The 24,524-nt window shown below is 58.4% G+C and carries 20 protein-coding genes; 9 read left to right on the top strand and 11 right to left on the bottom strand.

Features of this window, described 5'->3' with window-relative positions:
• Positions 1-131: 131 nt before the first annotated feature.
• Complete coding sequence (locus tag AAE029_RS16610; RefSeq protein ID WP_371073972.1) at positions 132-524, top strand: PilZ domain-containing protein; 393 nt, start codon at positions 132-134, stop codon at positions 522-524.
• Between the two features lie 98 nt (positions 525-622).
• A complete protein-coding gene (locus AAE029_RS16605) occupies positions 623-1,735 on the top strand; it encodes a pyridoxal phosphate-dependent aminotransferase (protein WP_371073971.1) in 1,113 nt (370 codons plus the stop codon).
• A gap of 194 nt (positions 1,736-1,929) precedes the next feature.
• Here AAE029_RS16605 and AAE029_RS16600 read toward each other — a convergent pair whose 3' ends face one another.
• Positions 1,930-2,196, bottom strand: a complete 267-nt coding sequence (locus AAE029_RS16600) for a sel1 repeat family protein (protein ID WP_371073970.1) — start codon at positions 2,194-2,196, stop codon at positions 1,930-1,932.
• A 442-nt stretch (positions 2,197-2,638) separates the two neighbouring features.
• On the opposite strand from AAE029_RS16600, the gene AAE029_RS16595 reads away from it, so the two are divergent.
• Together AAE029_RS16595 and AAE029_RS16590 are read left to right on the top strand one after the other, a co-directional pair.
• Positions 2,639-2,977 (top strand): DUF2147 domain-containing protein, encoded by a 339-nt coding sequence (locus AAE029_RS16595; RefSeq protein ID WP_371073969.1) that lies wholly within the window; start codon positions 2,639-2,641, stop codon positions 2,975-2,977.
• Positions 2,978-3,170: 193 nt separating this feature from the next.
• The gene (locus AAE029_RS16590; protein ID WP_371073968.1) at positions 3,171-3,365 is read left to right on the top strand and encodes a hypothetical protein; all 195 of its coding nucleotides are present in this window, start codon (positions 3,171-3,173) and stop codon (positions 3,363-3,365) included.
• A 10-nt stretch (positions 3,366-3,375) separates the two neighbouring features.
• Here AAE029_RS16590 and AAE029_RS16585 read toward each other — a convergent pair whose 3' ends face one another.
• Positions 3,376-3,888: a DUF2937 family protein gene (locus tag AAE029_RS16585; protein WP_371073967.1), complete on the bottom strand. Its 513-nt coding sequence runs from the start codon at positions 3,886-3,888 to the stop codon at positions 3,376-3,378.
• A 165-nt stretch (positions 3,889-4,053) separates the two neighbouring features.
• Here AAE029_RS16585 and AAE029_RS16580 point away from each other — a divergent pair, with 165 nt between their 5' ends.
• Entirely contained in the window at positions 4,054-5,556 is a 1,503-nt protein-coding gene (locus AAE029_RS16580; protein ID WP_371073966.1) for an AMP nucleosidase, read from the top strand.
• A 14-nt stretch (positions 5,557-5,570) separates the two neighbouring features.
• Here the strand turns inward: AAE029_RS16580 and AAE029_RS16575 are convergent, their stop codons facing one another.
• Positions 5,571-6,530 (bottom strand): lysylphosphatidylglycerol synthase domain-containing protein, encoded by a 960-nt coding sequence (locus tag AAE029_RS16575; protein WP_371073965.1) that lies wholly within the window; start codon positions 6,528-6,530, stop codon positions 5,571-5,573.
• An 87-nt stretch (positions 6,531-6,617) separates the two neighbouring features.
• Between AAE029_RS16575 and AAE029_RS16570 the strand changes: the two genes are divergently transcribed.
• Positions 6,618-7,628, top strand: coding sequence for a glycosyltransferase family 2 protein (locus tag AAE029_RS16570; protein WP_371073964.1), 1,011 nt, complete (start codon positions 6,618-6,620; stop codon positions 7,626-7,628).
• Between the two features lie 34 nt (positions 7,629-7,662).
• Positions 7,663-9,126 carry an ArnT family glycosyltransferase gene (locus tag AAE029_RS16565; RefSeq protein ID WP_371073963.1) on the top strand — a complete coding sequence of 488 codons (1,464 nt, stop codon included), beginning with the start codon at positions 7,663-7,665 and terminating at the stop codon, positions 9,124-9,126.
• 26 nt (positions 9,127-9,152) lie between these two features.
• Here the strand turns inward: AAE029_RS16565 and AAE029_RS16560 are convergent, their stop codons facing one another.
• From AAE029_RS16560 to AAE029_RS16535, 6 genes are all read right to left on the bottom strand, one after another.
• Complete coding sequence (locus tag AAE029_RS16560; protein WP_371073962.1) at positions 9,153-12,305, bottom strand: efflux RND transporter permease subunit; 3,153 nt, start codon at positions 12,303-12,305, stop codon at positions 9,153-9,155.
• A complete protein-coding gene (locus AAE029_RS16555; RefSeq protein WP_371073961.1) occupies positions 12,302-13,495 on the bottom strand; it encodes an efflux RND transporter periplasmic adaptor subunit in 1,194 nt (397 codons plus the stop codon). Before AAE029_RS16555 ends, AAE029_RS16560 begins: the two co-directional genes overlap by 4 nt.
• Positions 13,496-13,919: 424 nt before the next feature.
• Positions 13,920-14,399, bottom strand: coding sequence for a YqhA family protein (locus AAE029_RS16550; protein ID WP_371073960.1), 480 nt, complete (start codon positions 14,397-14,399; stop codon positions 13,920-13,922).
• Between the two features lie 114 nt (positions 14,400-14,513).
• The gene (locus AAE029_RS16545; RefSeq protein WP_371073959.1) at positions 14,514-15,731 is read right to left on the bottom strand and encodes an HlyD family secretion protein; all 1,218 of its coding nucleotides are present in this window, start codon (positions 15,729-15,731) and stop codon (positions 14,514-14,516) included.
• Between the two features lie 20 nt (positions 15,732-15,751).
• Positions 15,752-17,383 (bottom strand): MFS transporter, encoded by a 1,632-nt coding sequence (locus AAE029_RS16540; RefSeq protein WP_371073958.1) that lies wholly within the window; start codon positions 17,381-17,383, stop codon positions 15,752-15,754.
• Between the two features lie 147 nt (positions 17,384-17,530).
• Positions 17,531-18,460, bottom strand: coding sequence for a helix-turn-helix domain-containing protein (locus tag AAE029_RS16535; protein ID WP_371073957.1), 930 nt, complete (start codon positions 18,458-18,460; stop codon positions 17,531-17,533).
• Positions 18,461-19,336: 876 nt separating this feature from the next.
• Between AAE029_RS16535 and AAE029_RS16530 the strand changes: the two genes are divergently transcribed.
• Positions 19,337-19,873, top strand: a complete 537-nt coding sequence (locus AAE029_RS16530; RefSeq protein WP_371073956.1) for a DUF1269 domain-containing protein — start codon at positions 19,337-19,339, stop codon at positions 19,871-19,873.
• A gap of 178 nt (positions 19,874-20,051) precedes the next feature.
• On the top strand, positions 20,052-21,797 hold the full coding sequence (locus AAE029_RS16525; protein ID WP_371073955.1) for a metallophosphoesterase: 1,746 nt from the start codon (positions 20,052-20,054) through the stop codon (positions 21,795-21,797).
• A 97-nt stretch (positions 21,798-21,894) separates the two neighbouring features.
• Here AAE029_RS16525 and AAE029_RS16520 read toward each other — a convergent pair whose 3' ends face one another.
• Together AAE029_RS16520 and AAE029_RS16515 are read right to left on the bottom strand one after the other, a co-directional pair.
• Complete coding sequence (locus AAE029_RS16520; RefSeq protein ID WP_371073954.1) at positions 21,895-22,947, bottom strand: AI-2E family transporter; 1,053 nt, start codon at positions 22,945-22,947, stop codon at positions 21,895-21,897.
• Positions 22,948-23,036: 89 nt separating this feature from the next.
• Positions 23,037-24,494, bottom strand: a complete 1,458-nt coding sequence (locus AAE029_RS16515) for an amidohydrolase family protein (protein WP_371073953.1) — start codon at positions 24,492-24,494, stop codon at positions 23,037-23,039.
• Positions 24,495-24,524: the final 30 nt, after the last annotated feature.

Raw genomic sequence — 24,524 nt, 5'->3', positions numbered from 1 at the left:
CCGATAGGACGCAAATTGCGAGATCGTTAAAATTGTACGGTTGTATTTGACGAATGTGCAAAAGATTCGTGTGAGGCTTCAGCTGCCTAAGTCCGAAATGAATTTGGATGAAACAAACCCGGGGAACTGCAATGCTCCGCGCGACACATCTGGCTACCGTCAAGTCCGAAGTCTATGAGCAGCGATGGGAACAATTCTACGTTCAAAGGCCGGCACGCATCATTGCCGTGCGACCGTGCCTGACGGGAATATCGATGCGAAGCTGCGAGATCGTCGATATCTCTCAAGGTGGCGCCGGCTTCATCGTGTCGACCACCGCGGGTCTGCCCCTTCACTACTATCTCAGCATTCTTGGCCTGGCCTATCGGATCGGCTGTGCGGAAGTGTTCCGTAACGGTACGCGGGTGGGCGTCAAATTCATCAACAAGATCGACCCTGAGACCCTGAGCAAGATCGTTCGCGCCGACTTCATGATCGGAAACACCGAAGCCATTGCGGCACGCTCAGGCCCTCGTCCGATATAAACGGGATGCCGCCTTGATAGCCATTTCGGCTATTGCCTTGGCATGATTCGCGCTTATTCTGGGCAACAATTCGCCTCGTGTCAGGAAAACGCTCCAGAATGCCTCCCTTTCCGCGCTTCACGCCGCTGATCAGCGCCCTTCCCTCCACCGTGCCTTTTGTCGGTCCTGAAGCCATCGAACGTCAACGCGGCCTTGCGGTCAAGGCGCGCATCGGCGCCAACGAGAACGGCTTCGGCCCTGCGCCGTCCGTCGTCGCCGCGATGCGGGAACAGGCGGGCGACATCTGGAAATACAACGACCCGGAAAATTTCGCCTTGAAGGAAGCGCTCGCAGCCCATCTCGGCATCAGCCACGGCAATATCGCGGTCGGAGAAGGCATCGATGGTTTGCTGGGGATGATCGTGCGAATGATCGCCGGGACGGGAACGCCGGTGGTCACGTCTTTCGGCGGTTATCCGACCTTCAATTTCCATGTCGCCGGTCATGGAGGCCGGCTCGTGACCGTCCCCTATGTGGACGACCACGAAGATCCGGAAGGGCTGCTCGATGCGGTCAGGCGTGAAAAAGCGCCGCTCGTTTATTTCGCCAATCCGGACAATCCAATGGGGAGCTGGTGGGATGCCAAAAAAGTCGTCGCCTTCGCGCGCGCCGTCCCGGAAGATTGCCTATTGATCCTGGACGAGGCCTATAGCGAAACCGGGCCTGCCAATTCCGTTCCCGCAGTCGAAGCGCTGATCGATCTGCCAAACGTGATGCGCACACGCACCTTCTCCAAAGTTTATGGCATGGCGGGCGCCCGCGTCGGCTATGTCATCGGCGCAGCGGAGACGGTGCAAGCCTTCGACAAGATCCGCAATCATTTCGGTATGAACAGACTTGCCACCGTGGGAGCACTGGCGGCGTTGAAGGATCAGGCCTATCTCGGAGAAGTCATCGGTAACATCCATGCCTCACGGGAACGGATCAGCACGATCGCCCGCGATAACGGCCTTCTACCGCTTCCGTCGGCGACGAATTTCGTCGCGATCGACTGCGGCCGGGATGGCAGCTATGCCCGTGCCATCGTCGACGGACTGATGGAGCACGGCGTTTTCATCCGTATGCCGGGTGTCGCGCCCCTCAACCGCTGCATCCGCGTCAGCACAGGTCCGGAGAGTGATATGGCGCTCTTTGCGGAGGCGCTGCCCCGGGTGCTGAAAGCCATCGGCTAAATTTTAGACACGTGAAAGAACCGCGCCAGCCTTGTATCTGCCGGTCGCGGTTCGCTTCATCTGGCACGGTCCCGTCCATCCGCCAGTTTCCCCCGAGGCTATCGTATCCAGTGATGCACCGATTCAAACTGAACGAGAGTCCTTTGCGTATCCAGTTCGACGCGCGGTGCTTCAGGTTCGGATGCGCACTGTCCTCAGTGCATAGTCATCCATTCGCGTGCGGCGCGCAGCGCTGCTGCGAGCTCCATCTTGTTCATCGTGGCGGCAACGTCGGCCCTGAGTTCGGCGGCGCGGTCACAGCCCTTGATCGCGGCGATGTTCAACCACTTATGGGCAGCGACGAGGTCGACGACACAGCCGCGGCCGGTCGCATATATCAAACCCATTTCACAGAAGACATCGGCGTTGTTTTCGCCACCCATGGTGGCCATTTCAGCATTCTGCATTTCGAAGCGTGCCATCGGTTTTATCCCTGTTAGCCTGTTGTGACTTATCCCTGTTTTTCCTTCCGGATCCGTCCGTCTATCGCGGCTTTCGATCCTTCAGGTCCGGCGGGTTCGCCCCGCTCGTTTGATGGGTTCACTATGCCAAACGGCTTTCAAAAAGCGCTTAAAATGCATGATTAATTTGAGACAAACAAAGTCCAAATGCTTGGTAAACTTGGGATTTTGTTAAGCATCGGATGCCTTGCGAATTAAGGACTTTTCCTCAAGTTTTACGGATTATTCAGATTTGGATTTCAACGCTTTGTTAACCCTGAAAACAGCTCAGGAAGCAACGCCTGCAAATTCTCTCCGACCTATGTGGCAGGAAATGCAGAGGTTTCGGTTGCGACAGATTTATCTTTGCGGCCGTAGAGGATAAGCTTTCACAACCGGGCTCAGAGCATCATCGGAGGCAGAGATGATCCGCACCTTCACCATTGGCTGTGCCATCGCGCTCATCGCCACCTTGGCGCAGGCGGACGAAGCGATCGTCGGGAACTGGAGAACGGCAAATGGTGATACCGCGGTGATCGGTCCCTGCAAAGGCGGCTATTGCATAACATTGAAAACCGGCAGATATGCCGGCAAGAAGATCGGCACGCTGCAGGGCAAGGCCGGCCGCTACACTGGCCTGATCGTCGATCCCGCCGCCAACAAGACCTATAGCGGGTCTGGAAATGTTTCAGGCGACTACCTCAAAATGCAGGGATGCGCGCAAAAGGTGTTCTGCAGAACGCAGACCTGGACGCGCCTGTAGAACGGCACGTGTCCAATTGGACGCTCTATCGCTCTGACAGAACGAGAAGAACCTTTCCGATCTCGGGGACGCGAGCGAGATAGCATCTTGCAGGGTTGCAAGCTGAACAATCGATGAACCGCCCCCTCACCGCCCGTTCAGCCGTCGTGTGGCAAAAGCAAGTGCACGATAGGGCAATATCGAGGCGATAGAAATGGACACGGTTATCCTGATGAGACGCTTCACCATCATTATGCTATGTGCAGCAATTTTTGCATTCACGTTTTCAGCAGTGGTTGTTTACAGTGGCGGAGGCGGCATGCAGTCGCGTCTCGGGGCGAGATACACGTGCCTTCAGGCAAACGGCGCATACTGCATGATCGGGCCAATGGCCCTGCTGCGCTCGTAGCGTCGTTCAATCAGGCTGCCTTTTTCAAGGTTGCGCGTTTATGGCGACGTCCGGGCAAAGTGATGAGACCGGCAATCGCGCTCAGCGACAAGGCACCAGCGGCACCCCAGGCGAAGCCGGAGACAGTAACCGGAACGGCGGGAGCGAAATCCTTCCAGGCATTCTTTACGATCATGGCATCGGGTTCGGAGAAAACGACAATTGGCCGCCATAAGGGTGGTGTTCCCGATAACCGCGAAAGTTGATCCGACAAACGCCTATATCTCGCAAAGGTCGATCGCATCGAACTTCCGCGTGCGCGGATAAAATCCTCGCGCGACGAATCGTAAAGCGCCAAGGCTTGATCTCGATCGAGATTGTAGCGACGCGCTTCGTCATCGAAATCGGATATTATGACGCGCAGTTCATCAAGCGCGCCACCGAGCCGTTGGCGATATTGCTGGCTGAATTCCGGCGCCTGGGAGAATGTGAGAGCGCCAAGCAACGCCATCACAACACCGGTTGCCCTTGCTGTATAGCCCATACCAGTTGGCTCCCGCCGTCGGCCAAAACAACATTGCTTCAACTGAGGAGACGCCCAATGGTTTCACCAAAGTTGGCATGTCGTACATCAGAAAATGCCTTGATAACTGGAAAATCGCGGTCGACGCGTCGTTTGCTTGTTAAAAACAACGCTCTATAATACATCATGAACAAAAGAATCTCTCTTATGTCGCCCTTCGAGGTATCGCTTCCCGAATCTTTCGAGCCGAGAAGCTTCGACGATCCGGCCGAAGCCGTGGATGTCCTGACTGCGCTTTACGAGCGCAATACAAGCTTTCTCATCGACAACTTCACGCGGCTTGCCCAGGGCGAGCCGATCACTTCGCGCTATCGTGCCTATTATCCGCAGGTCAGTATCGAGACGACCAGCTTCGGTCACATCGACTCGCGGCTTTCCTACGGTCATGTCACTGCTCCGGGCGTCTACACGACGACGATTACCCGCCCGCGGCTCTTCCGGCACTATCTCAGGCAGCAGCTCGATCTCTTGATGCGAAGCCATCATGTTCCTGTAATGGTGTCTGAATCGGCAACGCCTATCCCATTGCATTTCGCTTTCGGGGAAGGCGCGCATGTCGAGGCGTCGGCCTCGACCTTCCTGGACGTACCGTTGCGCGACCTCTTCGACACGCCGGATCTCAACACCACAGATGATGAAATCGCCAACGGCGAATATATTCCGCCGCCAGGCGAGCCGTCGCCGCTCGCGCCCTTTACGGCACAACGCATCGACTATTCGCTTGCCCGCCTCTCCCACTACACGGCAACGAGTGCCCAGCACTTCCAGAATTTCGTGCTGTTCACCAACTACCAGTTTTATATCGACGAATTCTGTGCCTGGGCGCGCGACCTGATGGCAAGAGGCGGCGAAGGCTATACCGCCTTCGTCGAGCCCGGCAATATCATTACCGAGGCAGGATCCCGTCGGCCGGCGACGGACGCGATTATCGCAAAGCTGCCGCAGATGCCGGCCTACCATCTGAAGAAAAAGGGGCATGCCGGGATCACGATGATCAATATCGGCGTCGGTCCTTCTAATGCCAAGACGATCACGGACCACGTCGCGGTGCTGCGCCCGCATGCGTGGCTGATGCTCGGCCACTGCGCGGGCTTGCGCAACAGCCAGAGGCTCGGAGACTATGTATTGGCGCACGCCTATATGCGCGAGGACCATGTGCTGGACGACGACCTGCCGGTCTGGGTACCGATCCCGGCGCTTGCCGAAGTGCAGGTGGCGCTCGAAGCGGCGGTCGCGGAGATCACCGGCTATGAGGGATTCGAGCTGAAACGGATCATGCGCACGGGTACCGTCGGCACGATCGACAACCGCAACTGGGAACTGCGCGACCAGCGCGGGCCGGTCAAGCGCCTGTCACAGGCGCGTGCGATCGCTCTCGACATGGAATCAGCGACGATCGCCGCCAACGGGTTCCGCTTCCGCGTGCCCTACGGCACCCTGCTCTGCGTTTCCGACAAGCCCCTGCATGGCGAATTGAAGCTGCCGGGCATGGCGTCTGCCTTCTATCGGACGCAGGTGAACCAGCATCTGCAGATCGGCATCCGCGCCATTCAGAAGCTTGCCGCCATGCCTCCGGAAGCGCTGCATTCGCGCAAGCTTCGAAGCTTCTTCGAAACGGCCTTCCAATAGTCGGCGGCGTCGATCTAGCTGCGCTTCCTCGAGACAAGCAGCGCCAGTGCCGCGCCGGTCAGAGCTGAAACGACGATGATCAGATGCGTGTTGACGCTTATCTGCGCGAGCGCGTCAAGCGCAGGCCTTGCGTTCGGCGCGCCAAACGCGAGTGCGCCCGCGGTGATCCCCGCCGGATAGGTGCCCACACCCCCGGGGGCATGCATTGGCAGAACCGAGGACAATTCGCCGCCGAGCGCGCCACCGAAGCTTGCCTGCAATGGATAAACGCCCATCAGACCCAGTGCCCAGGCAATAACCGCGACCTTGACCATCCAGTTGACGACGGTCATGAGCCAGGCGCGGGCGAAGGCCACTCCGTTCACCGGCAGGCCGCGCTCGACTTCATGGACGAAGCCCTGTGCCCTCCTGGGCAATGCTTTCGCTCCAATCCGCAGCAGGTATCGGCGGGCGGCAAAGGCTGCGACAGGCAGGAGTAGAAAAACGAGCCAGAGCATCCAGGCAAGGACAGGCGTCGCCGAACCCAACGCAAGGCCCACACCTGCTGCTGCCAGCAGCGCGTGCAGATCGAGAAGGCGCATCACCAGCAGAGCGGACGTGCCGCGCGCCAGCGGAATGCCGAATTCGCTGCGCATAAGGACCGGAAAACTTGTCTCGCCGGCTCGAAACGGCAGCATGATATTGAGCAGGTTGTGAATCTGAGTGACTCGGAATAAAGCGGCAAAGCGCCCCGCCGTCTCCCGCGGAAAATAGTCGTAAATGCGCCAGGTTCTGAGAAAATAGGTGCTGGTCAGCAGCGTCAGGGCGCCCAAGATAGGCAGAACTCCGACCTCCGCCCACCGCCCGACGATCACCGGCCAGCCCCACAGCCATTGCACGAAGATCGCGTAGGCGGCGAGGATTGCCAGCGTCAGTGCGGTCATGCGGTTTCGCATAAACCAGGATTGTCGGCTGGCAACAATCGGAGTCTTCATGTAGTAGGCTTCCCGCAGTGGCTTGACAGGTCGAGGTTTTTGCTGCCGGGTGCGACCGGCCATCCGGCCTTTTAGGAGAAAGAAGAGTTGCAGACAACGGCAGAGTCCATTCGCGAGCAAAGCAGCGCCGCGCCAGTGCCTGAGCTTTCACTCGTCGTCCCCGTGTTCAACGAGGAGGATAGCATCGGCCCGCTCGTCGAGCGGATATGCTCCGCCATGGCAGGTTATGAAAGCTCCTGGGAACTGATCCTGGTGGACGATGGAAGCACGGACGGCACGCTGGCAAATGCTCGTCAAGAAATCGACCGCGACGGACTCTCGTTGAAGATCGTCGAACTGCAGCGCAATTTCGGCCAGACCGCCGCCATGCAGGCCGGTATCGACACCGCCTCGGGGCGACTGATCGCTACCATGGACGGCGATCTGCAGAACGACCCGAAGGATATCCCGGCAATGGTGGCCGAACTCGAGCGGCGTCAGCTCGATCTCCTCGTAGGCTGGCGGAAGAACCGGCAGGACGGCCTTCTCCTACGCAAGATCCCCTCCTGGTGCGCCAACTACCTCATCGGTCGGATTACCGGAGTGAAGCTGCATGATTACGGCTGCAGCCTGAAAATCTATCGCGGTTCGATCATTAAGCAGGTCAAGCTGATGGGCGAAATGCACCGCTTCATTCCTGCCTGGGTGGCCGGCGTCGTGCCGAGCTCACGCATCGGCGAGATGGTCGTCACACATCATGCCCGCCAGCACGGCCAGTCGAAATACGGCATTTCGCGCACCTTCCGGGTCATCCTCGATCTGCTGTCGGTGATGTTCTTCATGCGCTACAAGGCGCGTCCCGGGCATTTCTTCGGTTCGCTCGGCCTCGGGCTCGGTGCCCTCTCCGCCATCATCCTTGCCTACCTTTTCATTGACAAATTCATTATGGGCAACGACATCGGCACACGCCCGATGCTGATGGTCGGTGTGATGCTTTTCCTCTCCTCCGTCCAGCTGATTACGACAGGTATTCTGGCGGAGATGATCGCAAGGACCTACTATCGCGATGATGCCTCGCCGAACTATATCGTCCGAACGATATTTGCCCGAAAGGACTGATGTGTCGGGGCTCCTTCAACGGCGCCCGGAACTGTTGATCCTGATCTTAGCGGGCTATTTCCTGCTCCATTTCGCCGTCCGGCTGATGATACCGAACGCGCTGGAGCTGGACGAGGCGGAGCAGATCCTGCTGTCGCAATGGCTTGCCGCCGGCTATAACTCGCAACCGCCCTTTTACAACTGGCTTCAATACGGTGTGACGTCGCTCTTCGGCGTCTCGCTGTTTTCGCTGTCTATTCTCAAATGCACGCTCCTGTTCCTCTCCTATCTGTTTTATTGGCTGGCAGCCCGTCTCACACTGAAAGGCCGTGACCTTGCGACGGTCGCCACACTGGCGCTCCTGACGATTCCGCAGATCGCGTTCGAGGCGCAGCGGGACTTGAGCCATACGGTCGCGACGATCTTTGCTTCTTCGCTGTTTCTCTACGGCTTCTTTCGGACGCTGAAGGCGCCGAGCGCCGTTTCCTACTCGATCACCGGCATGGCAGTCGGGTTCGGGCTCATTTCGAAGTACAACTTTGCTCTGCTGCCCGCATCGGCTCTCCTCGCCGTCCTGTTCGACGCAGAAATGCGCAAGCGGCTGTTCGACTGGCGCCTGGCTCTGACGGCGGCGATCTCCATTGCCATCATCCTTCCCCATGCGACGTGGTTCGTCGACCATATGAGCCTTGCCACTGGCAAGACATTCGACAAGATGACCGGATCGGGAAGCGACGGTCTGTCAGCCCAGATTTCTTCAGGCTTTCTGTCGCTGCTGACGGCGATACTTGGCTTTGCGGGCCTCACCGCCTTTATCTTCATCCTCATGTTCGGAAAATCCCTATGGCCAGCGCTGCGCGCATCCAACCGATGGACCCCCATTGTCGAGCGCATGCTGATCCTCGAAATCGGTGCGATTGTCCTGCTCATTCTTTTTGCGGGAGCCGAGAGCGTAAGAGATCGGTGGCTGACCCCACTTCTCATTATTCTGCCGCTCTATCTCTGCATGAAACTCGATGCGGCCGACGTTGATCCTCGCAGGGCGTTGCGCGTCGGGGTTCCGGTGAGTGCCGCGATCATGGCAATCGTTCTTCTTATTCTGGCCACGCGTGCGGTCTGGGGGCCTTGGATTGGCGACTATCAGAGGCTCAACATTCCCTATGAAGCCTTCGCCAAAGAGCTCAGCGAGGGCATCGGCGGCAGCCCGGCCGTCATCGTCGGACAGGATCCGCACCTTGACGGCAACATGCGGCTGCAGATGCCGAACGTGCCTGTGATCTCGCTCAGCTACGAGGATTTTCAGCCGGCTTATCAGTGGGATTCGCGCCACCCCATTGTTTTCGTCTGGCGCGATGGCAAGGGAGGCCCTCCATCCGGCTTCCCGGACGCGCTCCAGGCGTGGCTAGATGGAAAGGCCGGGCGACATCTCACGCCCGAAACACGCGTCGTCAGCGTGCCCTATATCTACGGTCGTCCAGGCGACATGTACCAGTTCGCATACGCGTGGGTATATCCTTAAGTCGGCTTTGGCCCGTGCAGAAGAGCTCAGGATAAGCTTCGATCATCCGCCTTGGAGCTCGCTTCACTGCTGAACAGGCGAGATTTCAGCTTTTCCCGGATGGTCTGCACGAGCACATAAAGCACCGGGATCAAAAGAAGGCCGACAATCGTGCCGATTGCCAAGCCTCCGAATACGGTGGTTCCGATCGATCTGCGGCTTCCCGCGCCCGCGCCGGTGGCAACCACGAGCGGAATAACGCCCAGGATCGAAGCGGCTGCGGTCATAAGAACAGGCCGGAAACGTTGCTGCGTTCCCGCAGTCGCGGCCTCGCGGATGCTCATTCCCTCCTCACGACGTTCCTTCGCAAACTCCACGATAAGAATTGCGTTCTTGGCTGCGAGGCCGATCAGCAGGATCAGGCCGATCTGCGCATAGATGTTCATGTCGATGCCGGTGAGCATCAGCGCGGCGAGCGCCCCCAGCACCGCGACGGAAACGGACAGCATCACCGCCACAGGGACACTCCAGCTCTCATACTGAGCCACAAGAAACAGGTAAGTGAAGACAACCCCCATCACGAGAACGACTACTGTCTGGTTTCCTGCTTCCCGCTCCTGAAGGGCAAGTCCGGTCCATTCAAACCCGAACCCGGCGGGAAGATTATCATTCGCCAGCGTTTCCATCGCCGCCAGCGCCTGGCCGGTACTGCTCCCCGCGGCGGCCTGACCGTTGATCGAAGCTGCAGGAAACAAGTTGTAGCGACTGATCTCGTTAGGACCGTAGATCGTGGAGATCGTGACCATCGATTGAAGAGGCACCAGCTCGCCGTTCGAACTGCGAACCCGGAGCCGCTTTATGTCTTCGATGCGGCTGCGGAACTGCGGCTCGTCCTGGATGCGCACCTGGAAGACACGTGAGAAGATGTTGAAGTCATCGATATAGGAAGACCCCAGATGCGCTTGCATCGTGCTGAAGATTGCTGACGGTGTCACGCCGAAAATCTCGGCACGACGTCGGTCAATGTTGAGAAAAACCTGTGGTACATCCGCTGAAAACGTGCTGAACACCCCCGTGAGACTTGGGGATTGATTGGCTTTGACAATCAATCCCCGCATCACCTCGGCAAGATCGGTTTGGCTCTGCCCGCTTCTCGCCTGAAGCCGAAAATCGAATCCGCCTGTCGTTCCCAGGCCCGGAATGGCAGGTGGATTGAACGCGACGATCGTCGCAGTTGGAATACGCGCGAATTCACCGCGGAGGTGGGCCAGGATGCCGTCGATGTTTTCGGCGGCAGTTCTCCGTTCTCCCCATGGTTTGAGCACGGAGATGACCATGCCGGCGTTGGAGCCGCTGCCGCCCACCATGCTGTTTCCGGCAATACCAATGGAATTCGCAACACCAGGCGTCTGCTGCAGAACGCCTACGACCGTCTCGATAACCTGTTGAGTGCGGTCGAGCGACGCAGCATTCGGCAGTTGCACGTTAACGAACATGTAGCCCTGGTCTTCAGGCGGGACAAAACCTGTCGGAAGCGTACGGATGAGGCCGTAGACGCCCGCGAGGACTGCGACCACAATGACCGACGAGACAACGAGCCGGCGCGAGAGACGACCGAACATGTTGAGATACCACTTACGGGAGATGTCCAGCCCGCGATTGAAGCGGCGGAACAAGGCGGAGCGGCTATCTCGTGGTGGTCGAAGCATCATCACGCAAAGTGCCGGACTCAAAGTCAACGCGTTGATCGTGGAAAACGTGATTGTCACAAGGATGGTCACCGCGAACTGTCGGTACAGTTGCCCTGTGATGCCAGCCAGAAATGCGACCGGCACGAAGAGTGCTGCGAGCACAAGAGTGGTTGCAACGATCGGACCGGTTACTTGTTGCATGGTGCGGCGCGTGGCGGCGTTGACGTCAAGTCCTTCGTCGCTCATGACGCGCTGGACATTCTCGACGACGATGATCGCGTCATCGACGACGAGACTGATTGCGAGCACGATCGCGAACAACGTTATCGTGTTGGCCGAGTAACCGACCAGATAGAGCACCGCAAATCCGCCGATAAGCGAGACAGGAATGGTGAGTGTCGGAATGACAGTGGCGCGCCAGTCCTGAAGAAAGAGATATGTCACCGCGACGACGAGAGCGAAAGTGATCGCAAGGGTGATCATGATCTCGCGGATAGTTTCCGTCACGAAAGATGTTGTGTCGAGGACCACGGTGTAAGCGACATCATCCGGAAACTGCTTCGAGAGGAGTTGAAGCTCCGAGCGCACCGCCGTCGCGACAGCGAGTGCGTTCGCATCCGGAGACTGGTAGAGGATCATGGTCGCGCTCGGCTGGCCGTTGAATGTGGAATTCGTGTCGTATGACTGCGCACCGAGTTCCACTCGAGCGACATCGCGGAGATGAACGATCGCCCCATCGGCGTTGGTGCGGACCACTATGTTTCCAAACTCTTCCGCACTTGCGAGGCGTCCTTGCGCCATAACTGTGAGCTGCATCTGTTGGCCGACAGTCGTCGGAGGAGAGCCAAGCAATCCGGCGGAGGCCTGAGCGTTCTGAGCCTGGATTGCGGATGCAAGGTCCGCAGCCGTCACGCCGAGCGCCTGCATGCGGTCCGGGTTCATCCATATGCGCATGCTGTATATCGGCCCAAAGATCGTGGCCTCTCCGACACCGGGCACGCGTGCGACGGCGTCGCGGATGTTGATGGACGCATAATTACTTATGAAGGTATCGTCCCGCGTGCCCCTTGGTGAATATATTGCCACGCCCATGAGCATGTTCGACGAACGGCTCCTGACTGAGACACCTGTCTGCGCGACGGCGGTGGGGAGGCGGGGGGTGGCCAGCGCAACGCGATTCTGGACGTTTACCTGTGCAATCGCGGGATCGGTGCCGATCCGGAACGTGACCGTTAAAGTATATGTGCCGTTGTTCGTGCTCGAGGAAGACATGTAGATCATGTCCTCGACGCCGTTGACCTGATCCTCGATCGGAGCTCCGACACTTTCGGTGATGACGTTCGCATTGGCACCAGGATAGCTGGCGGTGACCTGAACTTCGGGCGGGGTGATCTGAGGAAACTGAGCGACCGGAATTTGAAAAAGTGCCAAGGCACCCGCAATTGTCATCACGACTGCGATAACCGTTGCGAACCGGGGCTTGTCGATGAAGTGCGATGAAAAATTCATGGCTTCGCCGACCCCGAGGACGCGCCCGAAGGCTGTGCGATACCGACTTCCCCGGCAGGCGCCGCCCCTCCGACCTCAACCGCCTGCACGATCGTTCCCGGCGATACACTGTGAAGGCCTCCCACGATCAGTGTTTCCCCCCCATCCAGACCTTGATCGACGACCCAGTTCTGTTCTGCCTGAGTTGACACCTGGATTCGCCGGATAGTCGCACGGCTATCTTTGTCGAGTATGAGCACGAATCGCCCCTCCCGATCCTGTTCCACTGCACCCAGCGGAACCACGGGATAGCGCTTTGCCCCGATCTCCCGGATGATGACGGTGACGAACTGTCCTGGAATCAGGAGGGCCTGAGGATTGGAGAAGAGTGCGCGGATCGGGATCGTTCCGGTCTGCGGATCAACCTCGTTGCCAAAGAATTCGATCTCTCCTGCGGGATCGTATTGCTGCCCGTTTGACAGGCGCAGCGTTGGCACGAAGCGCTTTGCGAGTTGCTCCTTGCTAAGTCCCCCTGCAGCTTGCCGAATATCCAGTACGGTGCGGTCGCTAACGGAGAAAACAACGCGGATCGGATCTATCTGCACCACGCGCGCAAGAGGGTCCGACGAAGGGCTGACGAGACTGCCGACCGCAAAATTGGCGCGGCCGATGCGGCCGGAAATCGGGGACTTTATGCGCGTATATTCAAGGTTGAGTTCGGCCTGAGAAACCTTCGCTTCGGCGGATGTCACCGCCGCCTTTGCCGTATCGCGGGCCGTCTGCGATGCCTCCAGCGTGGCCTGCGACGTGGTCTGGGCCTGTCGGAGGGCCTGATTGCGTTGCAGCTGCCGCTCCGCATCAGCCAACGTCACCTGAGCGCTCGCGAGTGTCGCCTGAGCATCCTTCAGCGCAATTTCATAGGCTGCTTTCTCGATGCTGAACAGATCCTGGCCCTGACTGACCATCTGTCCTTCGTCGAACAAACGTGCGTCAATGAAACCCTCGACACGCGTGCGGATATCCAGCGTATTCAGGGCTTCCACACGCCCCACGAACTCGTCGCCAGGCGAAATCTCTTGAAGGGGTACTTTGATAACGCTCACGATCGGCGGACTTTGGGCGATCGCTGTTCCGGCGACGGCATAGAGCAGCGCCATGAGCATGATCACGATGAAGCGTTGCGGTGCATTGACGAAGGTCGTGATGAACATGAAGCTGCTCCGCGCATTCAGTTCTATAAATCGTCCCGCACATGCGGTCTTTTCTAACGGAAGGCTGGTTCGGCCCTTTTCCTCCAGCGACCGGGAACGCACAGCGTCCACGCCACCAAGACCAGACCGAATGGCAGAGCGACCAGCGATATCCACCTTCGGCTTAGGCTTCCCGAGTCCTTACCAGCCTCCCTTTATATTCCACTTTCGAATGAGAAGATGCTTCGGTGTGCAATCACAAGCCGGAAAATCCAAATCGGCTATACCGTTGACAGAAAGTTGTATCCGAAAGTCGTATCGCGCAGCAAGGAAAATAGATCACTGTCGCCGGTCAATTTAACAACAAGCTAATAAAAGGCCGGAATTGTTTCGTTTAGGCGCAGGGGAGCTGCAAACGCTGTTCGATTACGGCTGCGCCTGCAGTTCATTCCGAGCCGCCTTCATTGGAGGAGCTTGCAACCAGCTTCATGGCGGCGGCCAACAGGACGACACCTCCCGGCAGCACCAGACCATTCCAGTCCAACATGCCGTCGGTTTCAGCAACGACCGTGGCGAAATGCACAACGAGGTAGAGAATTATCACCTGAAAGAAGAGATTCTTCAGCTCAGCGACGGTGTCCAGGATCATCCATTTCGGGACTTTTCGCCGCGTTTCGGGCGATATGTCCAGGACAAAGCCGAAGGTAATCGCGTAGGCGAAGATGATAAGAACGATGCCGAACAGGAACTTGTCGGTCGAGCTCAGCACCGCAGCGATGACAGAAGCATCATATTCGGTCCCAACGAAGGAAACAGCGTTGCGGAGCGTAAGAAGGCCCTCCCAAAAGACCAGGACGGCGCCACAAAGGACTCCGATAGTCGCAACAAGCATGATGTAGCGAATGCCCAGGAATAAGAAGATCACTTGCACTCCCCGCGCTAGATTGCACAACGCTACCGCGAATTTCCCCGACTTTCAAACGAGCGGCATCTTTGGGTCAGACCGAAGCCAGTCGACCAGTCACACAAGAAGTCGTCGTTATCGCTCCGTGGTGTCGACGCGGGTGACCACAGACATTCCAGGTCGCAATCTTTCGGCCAGGGGCTGATCGTGATCGATGGCGATGCGAACCGGTAATCGCTGAACGACTTTCGTGAAATTTCCAGTGGCGTTATCCGGCCGCAATATGCTGAATTCCGATCCCGTCGCGGGCGACAGTTCTTCCACCTTGCCGGTCAATCGTGCGCGATTGAGGGCATCGACGGTGAAGGAGGCAGGCTGACCGATACGAATGTCGTTCGTCTGAGTCTCCTTGAAGTTCGCCACGACCCATACGTCCGGCGGCACGAGAAACATCAATTGCGACCCAGCCGTGACAAACTGTCCGAGACGCACCGAAGCCTCGCTGACTTGACCGTTTCTCGGAGCGGTAATCACCGTATTCGACAGATTGATGCTGGCGACGTTGACCTGCGCTTCTGCCATTCGCAAAGCCGCCTGAAGTCCCTGTTTGGAAACCTCTGTTGATGTCAGCGTCTGCTGGGCGATCGCGATGGAAGCTTCCGCGCGCTTCACTCCCGCTTCCGCGGCTCTCAACGTCGCCTGCGATTGCTCGGCCTGGGCTTGGGGCGTAATTCCCTGACGGCCCAGCGCCTCCACGCGATTGGCATCCGCCTTTGCGCGCTGCAGCTCAGCCTTAGCCTGCAGGAGATCCGCCTGGCGCGAAACGATCTCCGCGCGGTTCTGCGCAGTCGTCTGATCCACGTTGGCCAGGTTTGCGATCGCCTGATCGCGCTGGGCTTGAGCCAGCTCGAGCTGCTGCTTGTAAGTTCTGTCATCTATCCTGACGAGCAGATCACCAGCACGGACCCTTTGAAAATCGCGTGCCGTCACGTCAACGACATAGCCGCTAACCTGCGAAGCCAGAACGGTGATCTGGCCGCGGACAAAACTGTTGTCCGTCGTCACGATGCTCGATGAGAAAGGCCACAGGCGCCATGCGTAAAGGATGAGGACGATGCCCACCAGGCCGACGATAAGCATCGCAGCGACGGTCGAAGGCTTCGGTTTCAACTTCTTCGGCGGAGCATCGAGGGCCTCTTCCGGCTCGCCGGCGCCCGAGCGTTGCGTCGCTCCGGGCCTGTCCGGCGTTCTTCCGCCATCGGGTGACGGATCCAGGCCCACCGGCGCGCCGCGGGGCGTCTCCGTCGTTGCTGCCGGTCGCTCTTCGGAAGCACGCTGTTCGGGATCCTGCATCTCAAGGATACTCCTTCGGTTCAGGCGGCGGCTGGCGTTGCCGCGGCTCGCGCGAGGACAAAGGTGCGTATGATGGTCCAGGCGAGGAAAACGACCGCCAGCGCCGTATTCAGGACAACGACATCGTTGTATGCCCGCACGTTGGCCTCGCGCGTGGCGATTTGAGAGAGAGCAGAAACGCCAAGAGCATTTATGAGCGCGGGGTCGGTGACCACATGGGAATAGACTTGCGACTGGAGTGTCAGCCGCAGTGCTACGGCCGGATCCGTTCGTTGGACCTGCGCGGCGATCAGCGCAGAATATTCCCGCTCGCGATACTGCTGGAAAGTCCCAAAAAGCGCGGGCCCCGCCAACCCCCCGATTCCTTGGGTGATCGAGAACAGCACGATAAAGGTAACCATGTGGTCCGCGCCCTGGGCAAGGGCGCGATTGACGCCAAAAAGAAGAAGCGGTCCGATAAACATTCCCGCGGCACAGGATACGATGAATTGACTGACATAAAGGTCGTGAGGTCGCGTGAGGCTTGTCGCATGCCGATCCATCAGCCCGCCGATAATGATTAAGCAGATGGAGCCGGAGATCAGAGGCAGGATCCTCTTGGGTCCGAAGAGTAGAGCTGAGATGACGGTGCCCGTCAGCGTTCCGATAAAGATAACCGTATAGAGCGGCTGAAGTTGATCCGGTCCCATTCCCAATGTGCGCATCAGCCCGGTCGCCGCATAGGTTTGCTCCGACAGAAGCAGCCGGATGCCCAGGGCGCCCATTGTGAAACGTATCGTGCCTGGTGCTCCCAGCCAGCGCGTGCGTATCAGCGGCCGCTCTCTGTGATGCTCGAGAAAGAACGCACAGAGAAGCAGCACCAGAGATCCAATCAACGCATGTGCCATCCAGGGCTGATCCGGCCACCATTGAACGCGTCCTTGCGCGAGAACGGCGGCAATGAGCGCCAGGCCCGGGGCAATCAGCGCGAAACTCAAGATGTCGAGAGGCTCGAACACCTTTATCCGGATACCGGGCGGCAATTTCAAAATGACGACGGCGGCAAGTGCACAGAGGCCGAGACCGAGCTCGAAAACAAACAGCACATGCCATTCGCCTATATTGAGGAGCGGTGCCGAGAGCATCCATGCGAGAGGTGTAGCAAGCTGGCCGACGCCAAGGCCTATGCACATTCCCGATCCAAGCTTGGCCTTCGGAAAGGCCTGCATGATATAGAAGTTGGCAAGCGCGCTGATGGGCGCCGATGCAAACCCGGTAACTGCGCGGGCGAATAGTGCCATTGGATAGCTGTAAACCACAAGCTGAAGTGCGGTGACCAGGACGTATGTCACCAGGCCGAGTTCGGCAAACCGCCTAATCCCGAACTGCTGACGGCATTTAAAAAGGATCAGGTTGGACGAGACATTGACCATCACCCAGGCGGCAGGCAACCATGCGCCCTCGATCGGCGTAAGCCCCAGTTCGCCCTGGATCTGCGGAAGGTTTGCCAGCACCATGCCATTGCCGAGCCCGCCGGTTATGCCGACCAGCACCCCCACAAGCGCGTAGGCTCCTCTCACCGCTGGCGTGTGATACGGCGTGGAAGGTGAACCGGCCATTCGCGGCCGCTCATCGGACGTCCAGTTCGGGATTGGTTCCAGATAGCGCGGCATCTTGAGACACCAGTCATCCTGTTGCCGGATATGCCTGACAATACAGGAGTTCCGGGATGAACACTATGAATGAACCTGACGACCCCGCAATGTCCGATCGGTTGCCATCCTGAACAGGAGCCATAGGACATTCGGTGGCATGCAGCATCAGGCGGAAAGACCACGCAACAAATGACCAAGGCTTTGCACATGTTCGGAGGGATGCGGTCTATCCTTTCCAATCAGATAGCCGTAGCCGTCCCATGCCGCTTCCCGCGCTTCCTTGGGTGATATGCCGAACTCATGCCTGAACGTGCGGCTGTATGCCGAGGCGTCGAAGAACCCCCACTCCTCCGCTATGCGGGCTATCGGTCGCCTGTCGGACGTATCGGACAACGCGTCGCGTGTTCGCAGCAGGCGTTGGCGTCGGATATAGGCAGAAATGCCGCCAAATGGCTCAAAAAGTCTGTAAAGGCGGGAACGGGACACACCGAGCGCTGCACATAGCATGTCAGGCGTCAGGTTGGCCTCCGCAAGTCTGCAGCTGATCAGCCGCCGCGCCCGCTCTATCAATATCGAGCCAATTGGGCTCTGAGCCTCGGCCAGCCGATCTGGCGACGGCGCCACACAGGCCGCGATGAGGCATCGGGTGGCCTCAACCACGTAAGGGAGCTCCGTTACCCGCAGTTCCGGCAGCGATCGGTTTAGAAGCAGCAGGTAGTCTGCCAGCATGACTCCCAGGCCGCCGCTCGACTCGGCGTCCAGCATATGATCGAGTGCCGAGGTCGAACCGAACAAGTCACGGGGTATGAAGAGGGTGAGAACGCCGTCCTCCTCCATCTCGGCTTCGAAAGGCCTTGCCAGACAGTGCAGTTCCGGCATGGCCGCACGCTGCACCTGCGAGTCGCCCCGCTTGGAGGAATGAAACGGTAACGCCAGATACCAGTGATCAAGGGTTGCCTTGCGCACATGCCGCCAGCGATAAGCATATCCTTTTCCCGGAAGCTTGGTGCGTGTGAAGATCAGCTTTCCAAGATCCCAAGCCGTTTGACGCGCGGGAAATGAAGCGTCCTCGCTTCTGGCAAGATAAAGATCCATGACGCCCTCATGAGCGGCGCGGAAAACCTCGAACTGATCTAGGGGAGGAAAGCCGATGGTCGTAAAATCTATCGAGCACGACAACCTGCCACTCTTAAGTTGATTTTTGTCAGTAACCTTCAACCGGGATATATTGTTCATGGAAGTACTCCCAAGCGCTAGCGCTTACGAAGTTGTTCACACATCCACAGTATTAGTCATACAATAATCAGCATTTCTTCTTTACTGCCCACGTAATATATCGACATACCACGTGGCACCATGCCATATCTGTAAACCTGCATAATTCAATGCATTTTGCCGGTTTCCACTAGCTTGTTGGCGTTCAGGTGGTGTGGCAATGAGAAATCGCCGGCGCTCCTATCCCAACTAACGCTACGGCAGATAGATAGTAATGTATCCTCGGTCATTGTCAACCACCCCGTGTGTTCGTGACTCTTCCCGCCAAGTTTGGCATTGTTACTGAAGCTGTCCAGAATTACCTCCAGTAAATTAACTGATGGTGAGAGCTTTTCTTCGCGTCCGGCTCGTACAGCGCATACCGGCATCACCAGCATCAGCTTGGCTATCGCGGCTGCAATGTGTTGTATTTCGGACCATGGCTCGCGCTGTCATAGATATCAAAATTTGCAACCGCTCCACGATCAAACAAACGCTCAGGCTCAATTGAACGAGCTTCAAATCGGCCAGGGTTGGACAGCGTATATCCCTTGCATGAGCATAGGAAGTGGATGGCCAGCCAGCTCCCCGACCCGCCGGGCAGGCTTCTGAAATAGAGACAATACGCACAGTCGCGGGATTCTTCACTAATTTCTTCGGCAGGATGGAAACGTACAATGTCTTCGATTTAACGCTATCCTTTCGGCGGGAGTGTACATGTCAACTCTGATCGTCATCGTTTATCCCACAGAATCCAAGGCCGAAGAAGTTCGTCAGCGGCTTCTCGAATTGCAGAAGGAGTATGTCATCCAGCTTGGCGATGCCGTCATCGCCACCAAGACCGATTCCGGGAAAATCAAGCTCAACCAGCTCTTGAACACCACCGCGACCGGGGCTGTCTCCGGCGGGTTCTGGGGCCTGCTCATTGGGGTATTGTTCCTGAACCCGATCCTGGGTGCAGCCATTGGCGCCGCTTCGGGTGCAATCGGCGGCGCCTTGACGGATGTGGGCATAGAGGACGCCTTCATGAAAGACTTGGCCGCAAATCTTCAGCCCGGCAACGGTGCCCTGTTCCTGCTCATCAGGGAAATGACTGAGGACAAGGTCTTGAAGGAGATCCAGGGATATGGAGGCGTCGTGCTGAAGACATCGCTCGACGAGAGCAAGGAACTGTCCCTGCGTAATGCGCTGCAGAGCGCTGCCGCGCAGAGTGACGCGGCGCAGGATGACGCGGGTGTGACACCAACGACCTGACGAAAAGGTTTCGCATCCCCTCACGGCCCTGATCAGAGTTGAATCTTCCGGATGACGTTATCCGGAAGTTGGCTGGTGTTGCGGACCGCAAATCAGGACGCGTTTGGAGCAGACGGACCGGGAATGCCTTGCCTGGTCGTGATCTTTCTGTGGCACAATCCATTCAGGCATTTATTTGATGGCTCCGCTGATTGATCCCAAGCTTGGAGACGTGGAAGCGGACGCCTCCAGCACCAAGCGTCGCTCGCTTCTGGCCTTGGCCGGCAGCCTGCTGGCAGAGATCAGCCTCCCCAAACTCATCCTGGTCTGGATCCTGCTGATCGCCCTGCCGGCCCTGTTGCTGGGGCTTGCTCCGCTCGTCGGAACGGCCTGGCTCGCGAAATTTTCACGCAGCCTGGCAAGTTCATTCAGCGGCATATGGCCCTTCATGGTTCTCGTGATCGTGGCTGCGATCGGCTGGCTCGGCGGACGGACGCTGCATCGCGCCGCCGAACAGGGTTTCTGGTCGCTGAACTCGCTCGCCGTGCAGCCGGGCTATGCGTTGTTCCGCGAAGGTGTGCGCCACCTGCTGGAGGGGTTGTTCGAGTACCGGCTGAACGAAAAGCGTCGCTCCCGCCTGCGCGCAGCCAGTGCTGCCGGCGCCGGCGTGCTTCTTTGCCTGCTCTCATTGGCGGTCGTTGCCATCGCCTGGCCCTATTCACGCTGGACCGGCCAGATCTCCGATCTCACACCCCCCCTTTCGCTTGTCGTTCCCACGCTCGCTAATGCGGCAATCATTCTGGGCGGCTACTGCGCCGGGGCCGCACTGGTCTGGGGAATCGCTGACGCCACCATGGACCAGCCGCAGGATTTTTCCGGCTTCGGCGAGCCGTCGCAGCTCGTACGCAGGTGGCGGATTGCACATCTCTCGGACATCCATATCGTCGGGGAGCGCTACGGTTTTCGAATCGAAAGCGGCCGATCCGGCCCGCGAGGCAATGACCGGCTGGGGCAACTCTTCACCAGGCTCGCAACGATCGACAGTGATTCTCCGCTGGATCACATTCTGATTACTGGCGACATCACCGATGCCGGACGATCGTCGGAATGGGCAGAGTTTTCCGCGACGCTGTCGACCTTCCCGGCATTGGCGAAGAAAACGCTCCTGCTGCCCGGCAACCACGATATCAATGTCGTGGATCGGGCCAATCCGGCCCGGCTGGATCTGCCGATCAGCGCCGGCAGGCGGCTTCGCGAAATGCGGGCGCTGTCGGGAATGGTCGCTGTGCAAGGCGACAAAGTGCATGTCGCCGACCACACGAACGGCGGACTGGGTACAACGCTCACGCAGGCGCTGGCACCATGCCGCCCCGATATTGCAGCCTTCGCCGATGTTGGAGGCATTCGGTTGACGACGAGGTTGTCGCGCGTATGGGCGGAGGCATTTCCGATGATCCTTCCGCCGGATGGGGAGGACAGTCTCGGTATCATCCTGCTCGATTCCACTGCGCAGACACATTTCTCCTTCACGAACGCGCTCGGATTGATTTCGTCCGAGCAGGCCCAGGCGATCAAGGGCGTGACGAAGCAGTTTCCCCGCGCCTCATGGATCGTGGCGCTTCACCACCACCTCATCGAGTATCCGAGCCTCTCAAAGGCTTTCTCAGAACGGATAGGGACCGCCCTTATCAACGGCTCGTGGTTCGTGCGGCAACTGCAAAAGCTGGGCGACAGGATCGTCGTCATGCACGGCCATCGCCACATCGATTGGATCGGGCACTGCGGAAACCTGAGGATCATCTCGGCGCCCTCGCCCGTCATGGAAAGCACCGGCGAGGACGTGACCTATTTTCATATCCACACGCTCGGCATCGACCGCGAGGGCACATTCGTAATGCTTGCGCCGGAACGCGTCGATGTCCCAGGCGCCGAACTTTCCGCTTAGAGCGTTCGAGCTTTTCATAGAACGCAGGATCGCTCTAAGTTTTTGTTTTTACGCAATTCCAGACGGAAAACCGCTTCGCACTTTTCCTGGAATTGCTCTAAAGGCTTTCGCGCCGCTTTTCCTTCGCACGGTATCCACTGGCGCTCTGCAGGTCCGCCAACCACCGAGTTGCGGGAGATTGCTCGCAGAATGTCAACACGGCGATCGTGATCGGAACCCCTATAAAGGAGCCGAACAGCCCCCACAGAAAGGTCCATAGGAAAACCGAAAGCAGCACGACAAAGGGGGAAACGGCGAGCGCGTTCCCCGCCACACGCGGCTCGATATAGCTGCCGATCACGAACTGTATGACGTTGAGGCACGCGAAGACGAACAACGCCGATTGCAGGGATTCGAATTGCGCCAATGCATAAAGCGTCGGCAACAGTGTGGCGATGAAGGGTCCTATGAACGGTATGTAGTTCAATGTGAAGGCTATGACGCCCCATTCGGCAGCAAATTGCAGGCCGAAGGCAAGCGCCAGCACCCAGACCATCGCGCCAGTCGCGATGCTCATGATCGTCCTGATCAGCAAATAGCGGCGAAGCTTGGCAGCGGTCAGGCTGCAGCCATCGATCAGAACGCGTGCCGTTTCCGTGGTCATCACCAAACCGATCTTGCGACTGACCGGCGCGACCTCGAGAAGCCCCAGCAATACGTAGACGAGCACCACGAGCCAGAAGGAAATCATGGTATTAAGGCGCGCTGTCAGCCCCTGCAGCATTCCCACAGCCCAGCGCATGTTGAAATGTTCCGCCCATATGCCTGCGACGACAATACCATGCCCCTCCAGCCAGAGGGCAGCTTGATCGTAGAGCATCTGGAAGCGTGGAGCGTCCGAGATCAGTGATCGCGCTATACGACCGAAGCCCCAGGCCACTACGGAAGCGAAAAGAATAAACACCACGACGATGACCCCGACGACCAAGGCCAGGGCGAGGAGCTGCGGCAGATGGGATTGAAGCGTCCTTTGCATCGGCCATACGATGGCGATGATGAACAGCGCGCAGGCGACCGGGGCAAAGATGACGGCCGAAAGATAGAGCGCGGTAAAGACCGCGATTGCCGCGATCATGCCGAGGAGCACAGGAACAGTTCGATATCTATCCATGAAACGCCACAGGAACGGAAGCAATAGTATCGCCGGCCTTATCGGAATTATTGTCGACCCAAAGTCTCCCGACGGCGGAAGGCGTTATCCTACGCGCTGATCTTGTCCTTGTATATCTTGCCGTCCTTCATGATCATTACGAAATTCTTGTCAGGGTCTGCAACAAGCGCGATATCTGCAAGCGGATCGCCATCGACGAGCAGGAGATCGGCGAACGCGCCCTCTTCTATGACACCGATCCTCCCCGGATAGGGATTGCGCAGGCTGGAAAGTCCAAGAAGTTCTGCATTCGTGGCGGTTGCCATGGTCAGAATTTCGGCATTGCCATACCATCGCGTCAGATGGGTAAGCATCGTCCCCTGGCGCGCCGTCAGCGTTCCGGAAAACAAGAGATCCGAGCCGAAAGCCGTCTTGATCCTGTGTTTTTTGGCAAGCTCATAGGCGCTGTCGGTAGCGGCGAACACCTGTTGCATTTTCGCCTGGCTCGGGCCTGTCAGCGGCACGGAATCGTCTGCGCCGAGGAAGGGCTGAATGCTGAGCCAGATCCCCTTGTCAGCCATCATCCTGGCCGTTTCATCGTCCATCAGATGCGCATGCTCGATGCAGGCGGCTCCTGCCGCGATCGCCCGCTGGACAGTGTTGGATGCATAGGCGTGCACTGTCACGTAGGTATTCCAGTCCCTGGCAACCTCGACCGCGGCGCGCAGGTCGCTTTCGCTGAAGGTCGACATATCGAGCGGGCTGCGCGGCGAGGACACGCCGCCGCCTCCGACCATCTTAAGTTGCGATGCGCCCTGCAGCAGTTGCTCGCGCGCTCTGAGCTGCACCTCCGCAGCACTGTCGGCAAGCGCGCCGCCCCCGATCTGTTCCGTTACGCTGACCGGCCCGCCAAGACTCCGTGGCAAATCCGACAATGGCCGCAGGTCTCCATGCCCGCCGCTGGTGGTTATCATGGCGCCGGATGGATAGATTCGCGGGCCGGGCGTCAGGCCGTCATCGATCGCCTGCTTCAGAGCGAATGCCGGCCCGCCGCAATCCCGGATGGTGGTGAAACCACGCATCAGGGTGCGTTCGGCTTCTGCGCTGGCGGCGAGGAAAATGTAGCCGACATCCGCGCTCATCAGAACCTGGATCGGCAAGGCGGCGAACAGGGAATGCCAATGCGCATCGATGAGACCGGGCATGATCACACGACCGCTGCAATCGACCGTGCGGCCGCCCTCGGGCGCGGCAAGATCGCCCTGTACCAAAGACTTGACCTGGCTTCCGTCGACAAGCAGCCGAAATCCATCCTGCAGCGAACTGGATTTGCCATCAAACAATCGAAAATTCGTGAACAGGATGGGAGGCGGCGGCGCGGCGCCAGCCGCCTGTGCCCTGGCACGACTGCCGAATCCGAGCGTCGCGACCGAGGCTGCCATGCCGGCCACAAAGCCCCGCCTTGATAGATCGCCATTGATCCTCCCGGTCAGGGATCTAATTTCGGGCCGATGGCAAAGACAGCCGATATGCGCTGCCGGCGTATCACCTGATGTGCAGGAAAGCATGTCTTACCTCGTTCACTTGAACAGCCGCAT

The sequence above is a fragment of the Sinorhizobium sp. CB7 genome (genome assembly GCF_041357635.1).
Classification (GTDB): Bacteria; Pseudomonadota; Alphaproteobacteria; order Rhizobiales; family Rhizobiaceae; genus Rhizobium.
Note: the sequence above shows the minus strand (reverse complement) of the source record. Positions and strands in the feature narration are given on the sequence as shown.

What these genes read in the sequence shown, in the direction of transcription:
- AAE029_RS16610 (WP_371073972.1), top strand. Translation starts at nt 132, where the DNA reads ATGCTCCGCGCGACACATCTGGCTACCGTCAAGTCCGAAGTCTATGAG.
- AAE029_RS16605 (WP_371073971.1), top strand. Translation starts at nt 623, where the DNA reads ATGCCTCCCTTTCCGCGCTTCACGCCGCTGATCAGCGCCCTTCCCTCC.
- AAE029_RS16600 (WP_371073970.1), bottom strand. Translation starts at nt 2,196, where the DNA reads ATGGCACGCTTCGAAATGCAGAATGCTGAAATGGCCACCATGGGTGGC.
- AAE029_RS16595 (WP_371073969.1), top strand. Translation starts at nt 2,639, where the DNA reads ATGATCCGCACCTTCACCATTGGCTGTGCCATCGCGCTCATCGCCACC.
- AAE029_RS16590 (WP_371073968.1), top strand. Translation starts at nt 3,171, where the DNA reads ATGGACACGGTTATCCTGATGAGACGCTTCACCATCATTATGCTATGT.
- AAE029_RS16585 (WP_371073967.1), bottom strand. Translation starts at nt 3,888, where the DNA reads ATGGGCTATACAGCAAGGGCAACCGGTGTTGTGATGGCGTTGCTTGGC.
- AAE029_RS16580 (WP_371073966.1), top strand. Translation starts at nt 4,054, where the DNA reads ATGAACAAAAGAATCTCTCTTATGTCGCCCTTCGAGGTATCGCTTCCC.
- AAE029_RS16575 (WP_371073965.1), bottom strand. Translation starts at nt 6,530, where the DNA reads ATGAAGACTCCGATTGTTGCCAGCCGACAATCCTGGTTTATGCGAAAC.
- AAE029_RS16560 (WP_371073962.1), bottom strand. Translation starts at nt 12,305, where the DNA reads ATGAATTTTTCATCGCACTTCATCGACAAGCCCCGGTTCGCAACGGTT.
- AAE029_RS16555 (WP_371073961.1), bottom strand. Translation starts at nt 13,495, where the DNA reads ATGTTCATCACGACCTTCGTCAATGCACCGCAACGCTTCATCGTGATC.
- AAE029_RS16545 (WP_371073959.1), bottom strand. Translation starts at nt 15,731, where the DNA reads ATGCAGGATCCCGAACAGCGTGCTTCCGAAGAGCGACCGGCAGCAACG.
- AAE029_RS16540 (WP_371073958.1), bottom strand. Translation starts at nt 17,383, where the DNA reads ATGCCGCGCTATCTGGAACCAATCCCGAACTGGACGTCCGATGAGCGG.
- AAE029_RS16535 (WP_371073957.1), bottom strand. Translation starts at nt 18,460, where the DNA reads ATGGATCTTTATCTTGCCAGAAGCGAGGACGCTTCATTTCCCGCGCGT.
- AAE029_RS16530 (WP_371073956.1), top strand. Translation starts at nt 19,337, where the DNA reads ATGTCAACTCTGATCGTCATCGTTTATCCCACAGAATCCAAGGCCGAA.
- AAE029_RS16525 (WP_371073955.1), top strand. Translation starts at nt 20,052, where the DNA reads ATGGCTCCGCTGATTGATCCCAAGCTTGGAGACGTGGAAGCGGACGCC.
- AAE029_RS16520 (WP_371073954.1), bottom strand. Translation starts at nt 22,947, where the DNA reads ATGGATAGATATCGAACTGTTCCTGTGCTCCTCGGCATGATCGCGGCA.
- AAE029_RS16515 (WP_371073953.1), bottom strand. Translation starts at nt 24,494, where the DNA reads ATGCTTTCCTGCACATCAGGTGATACGCCGGCAGCGCATATCGGCTGT.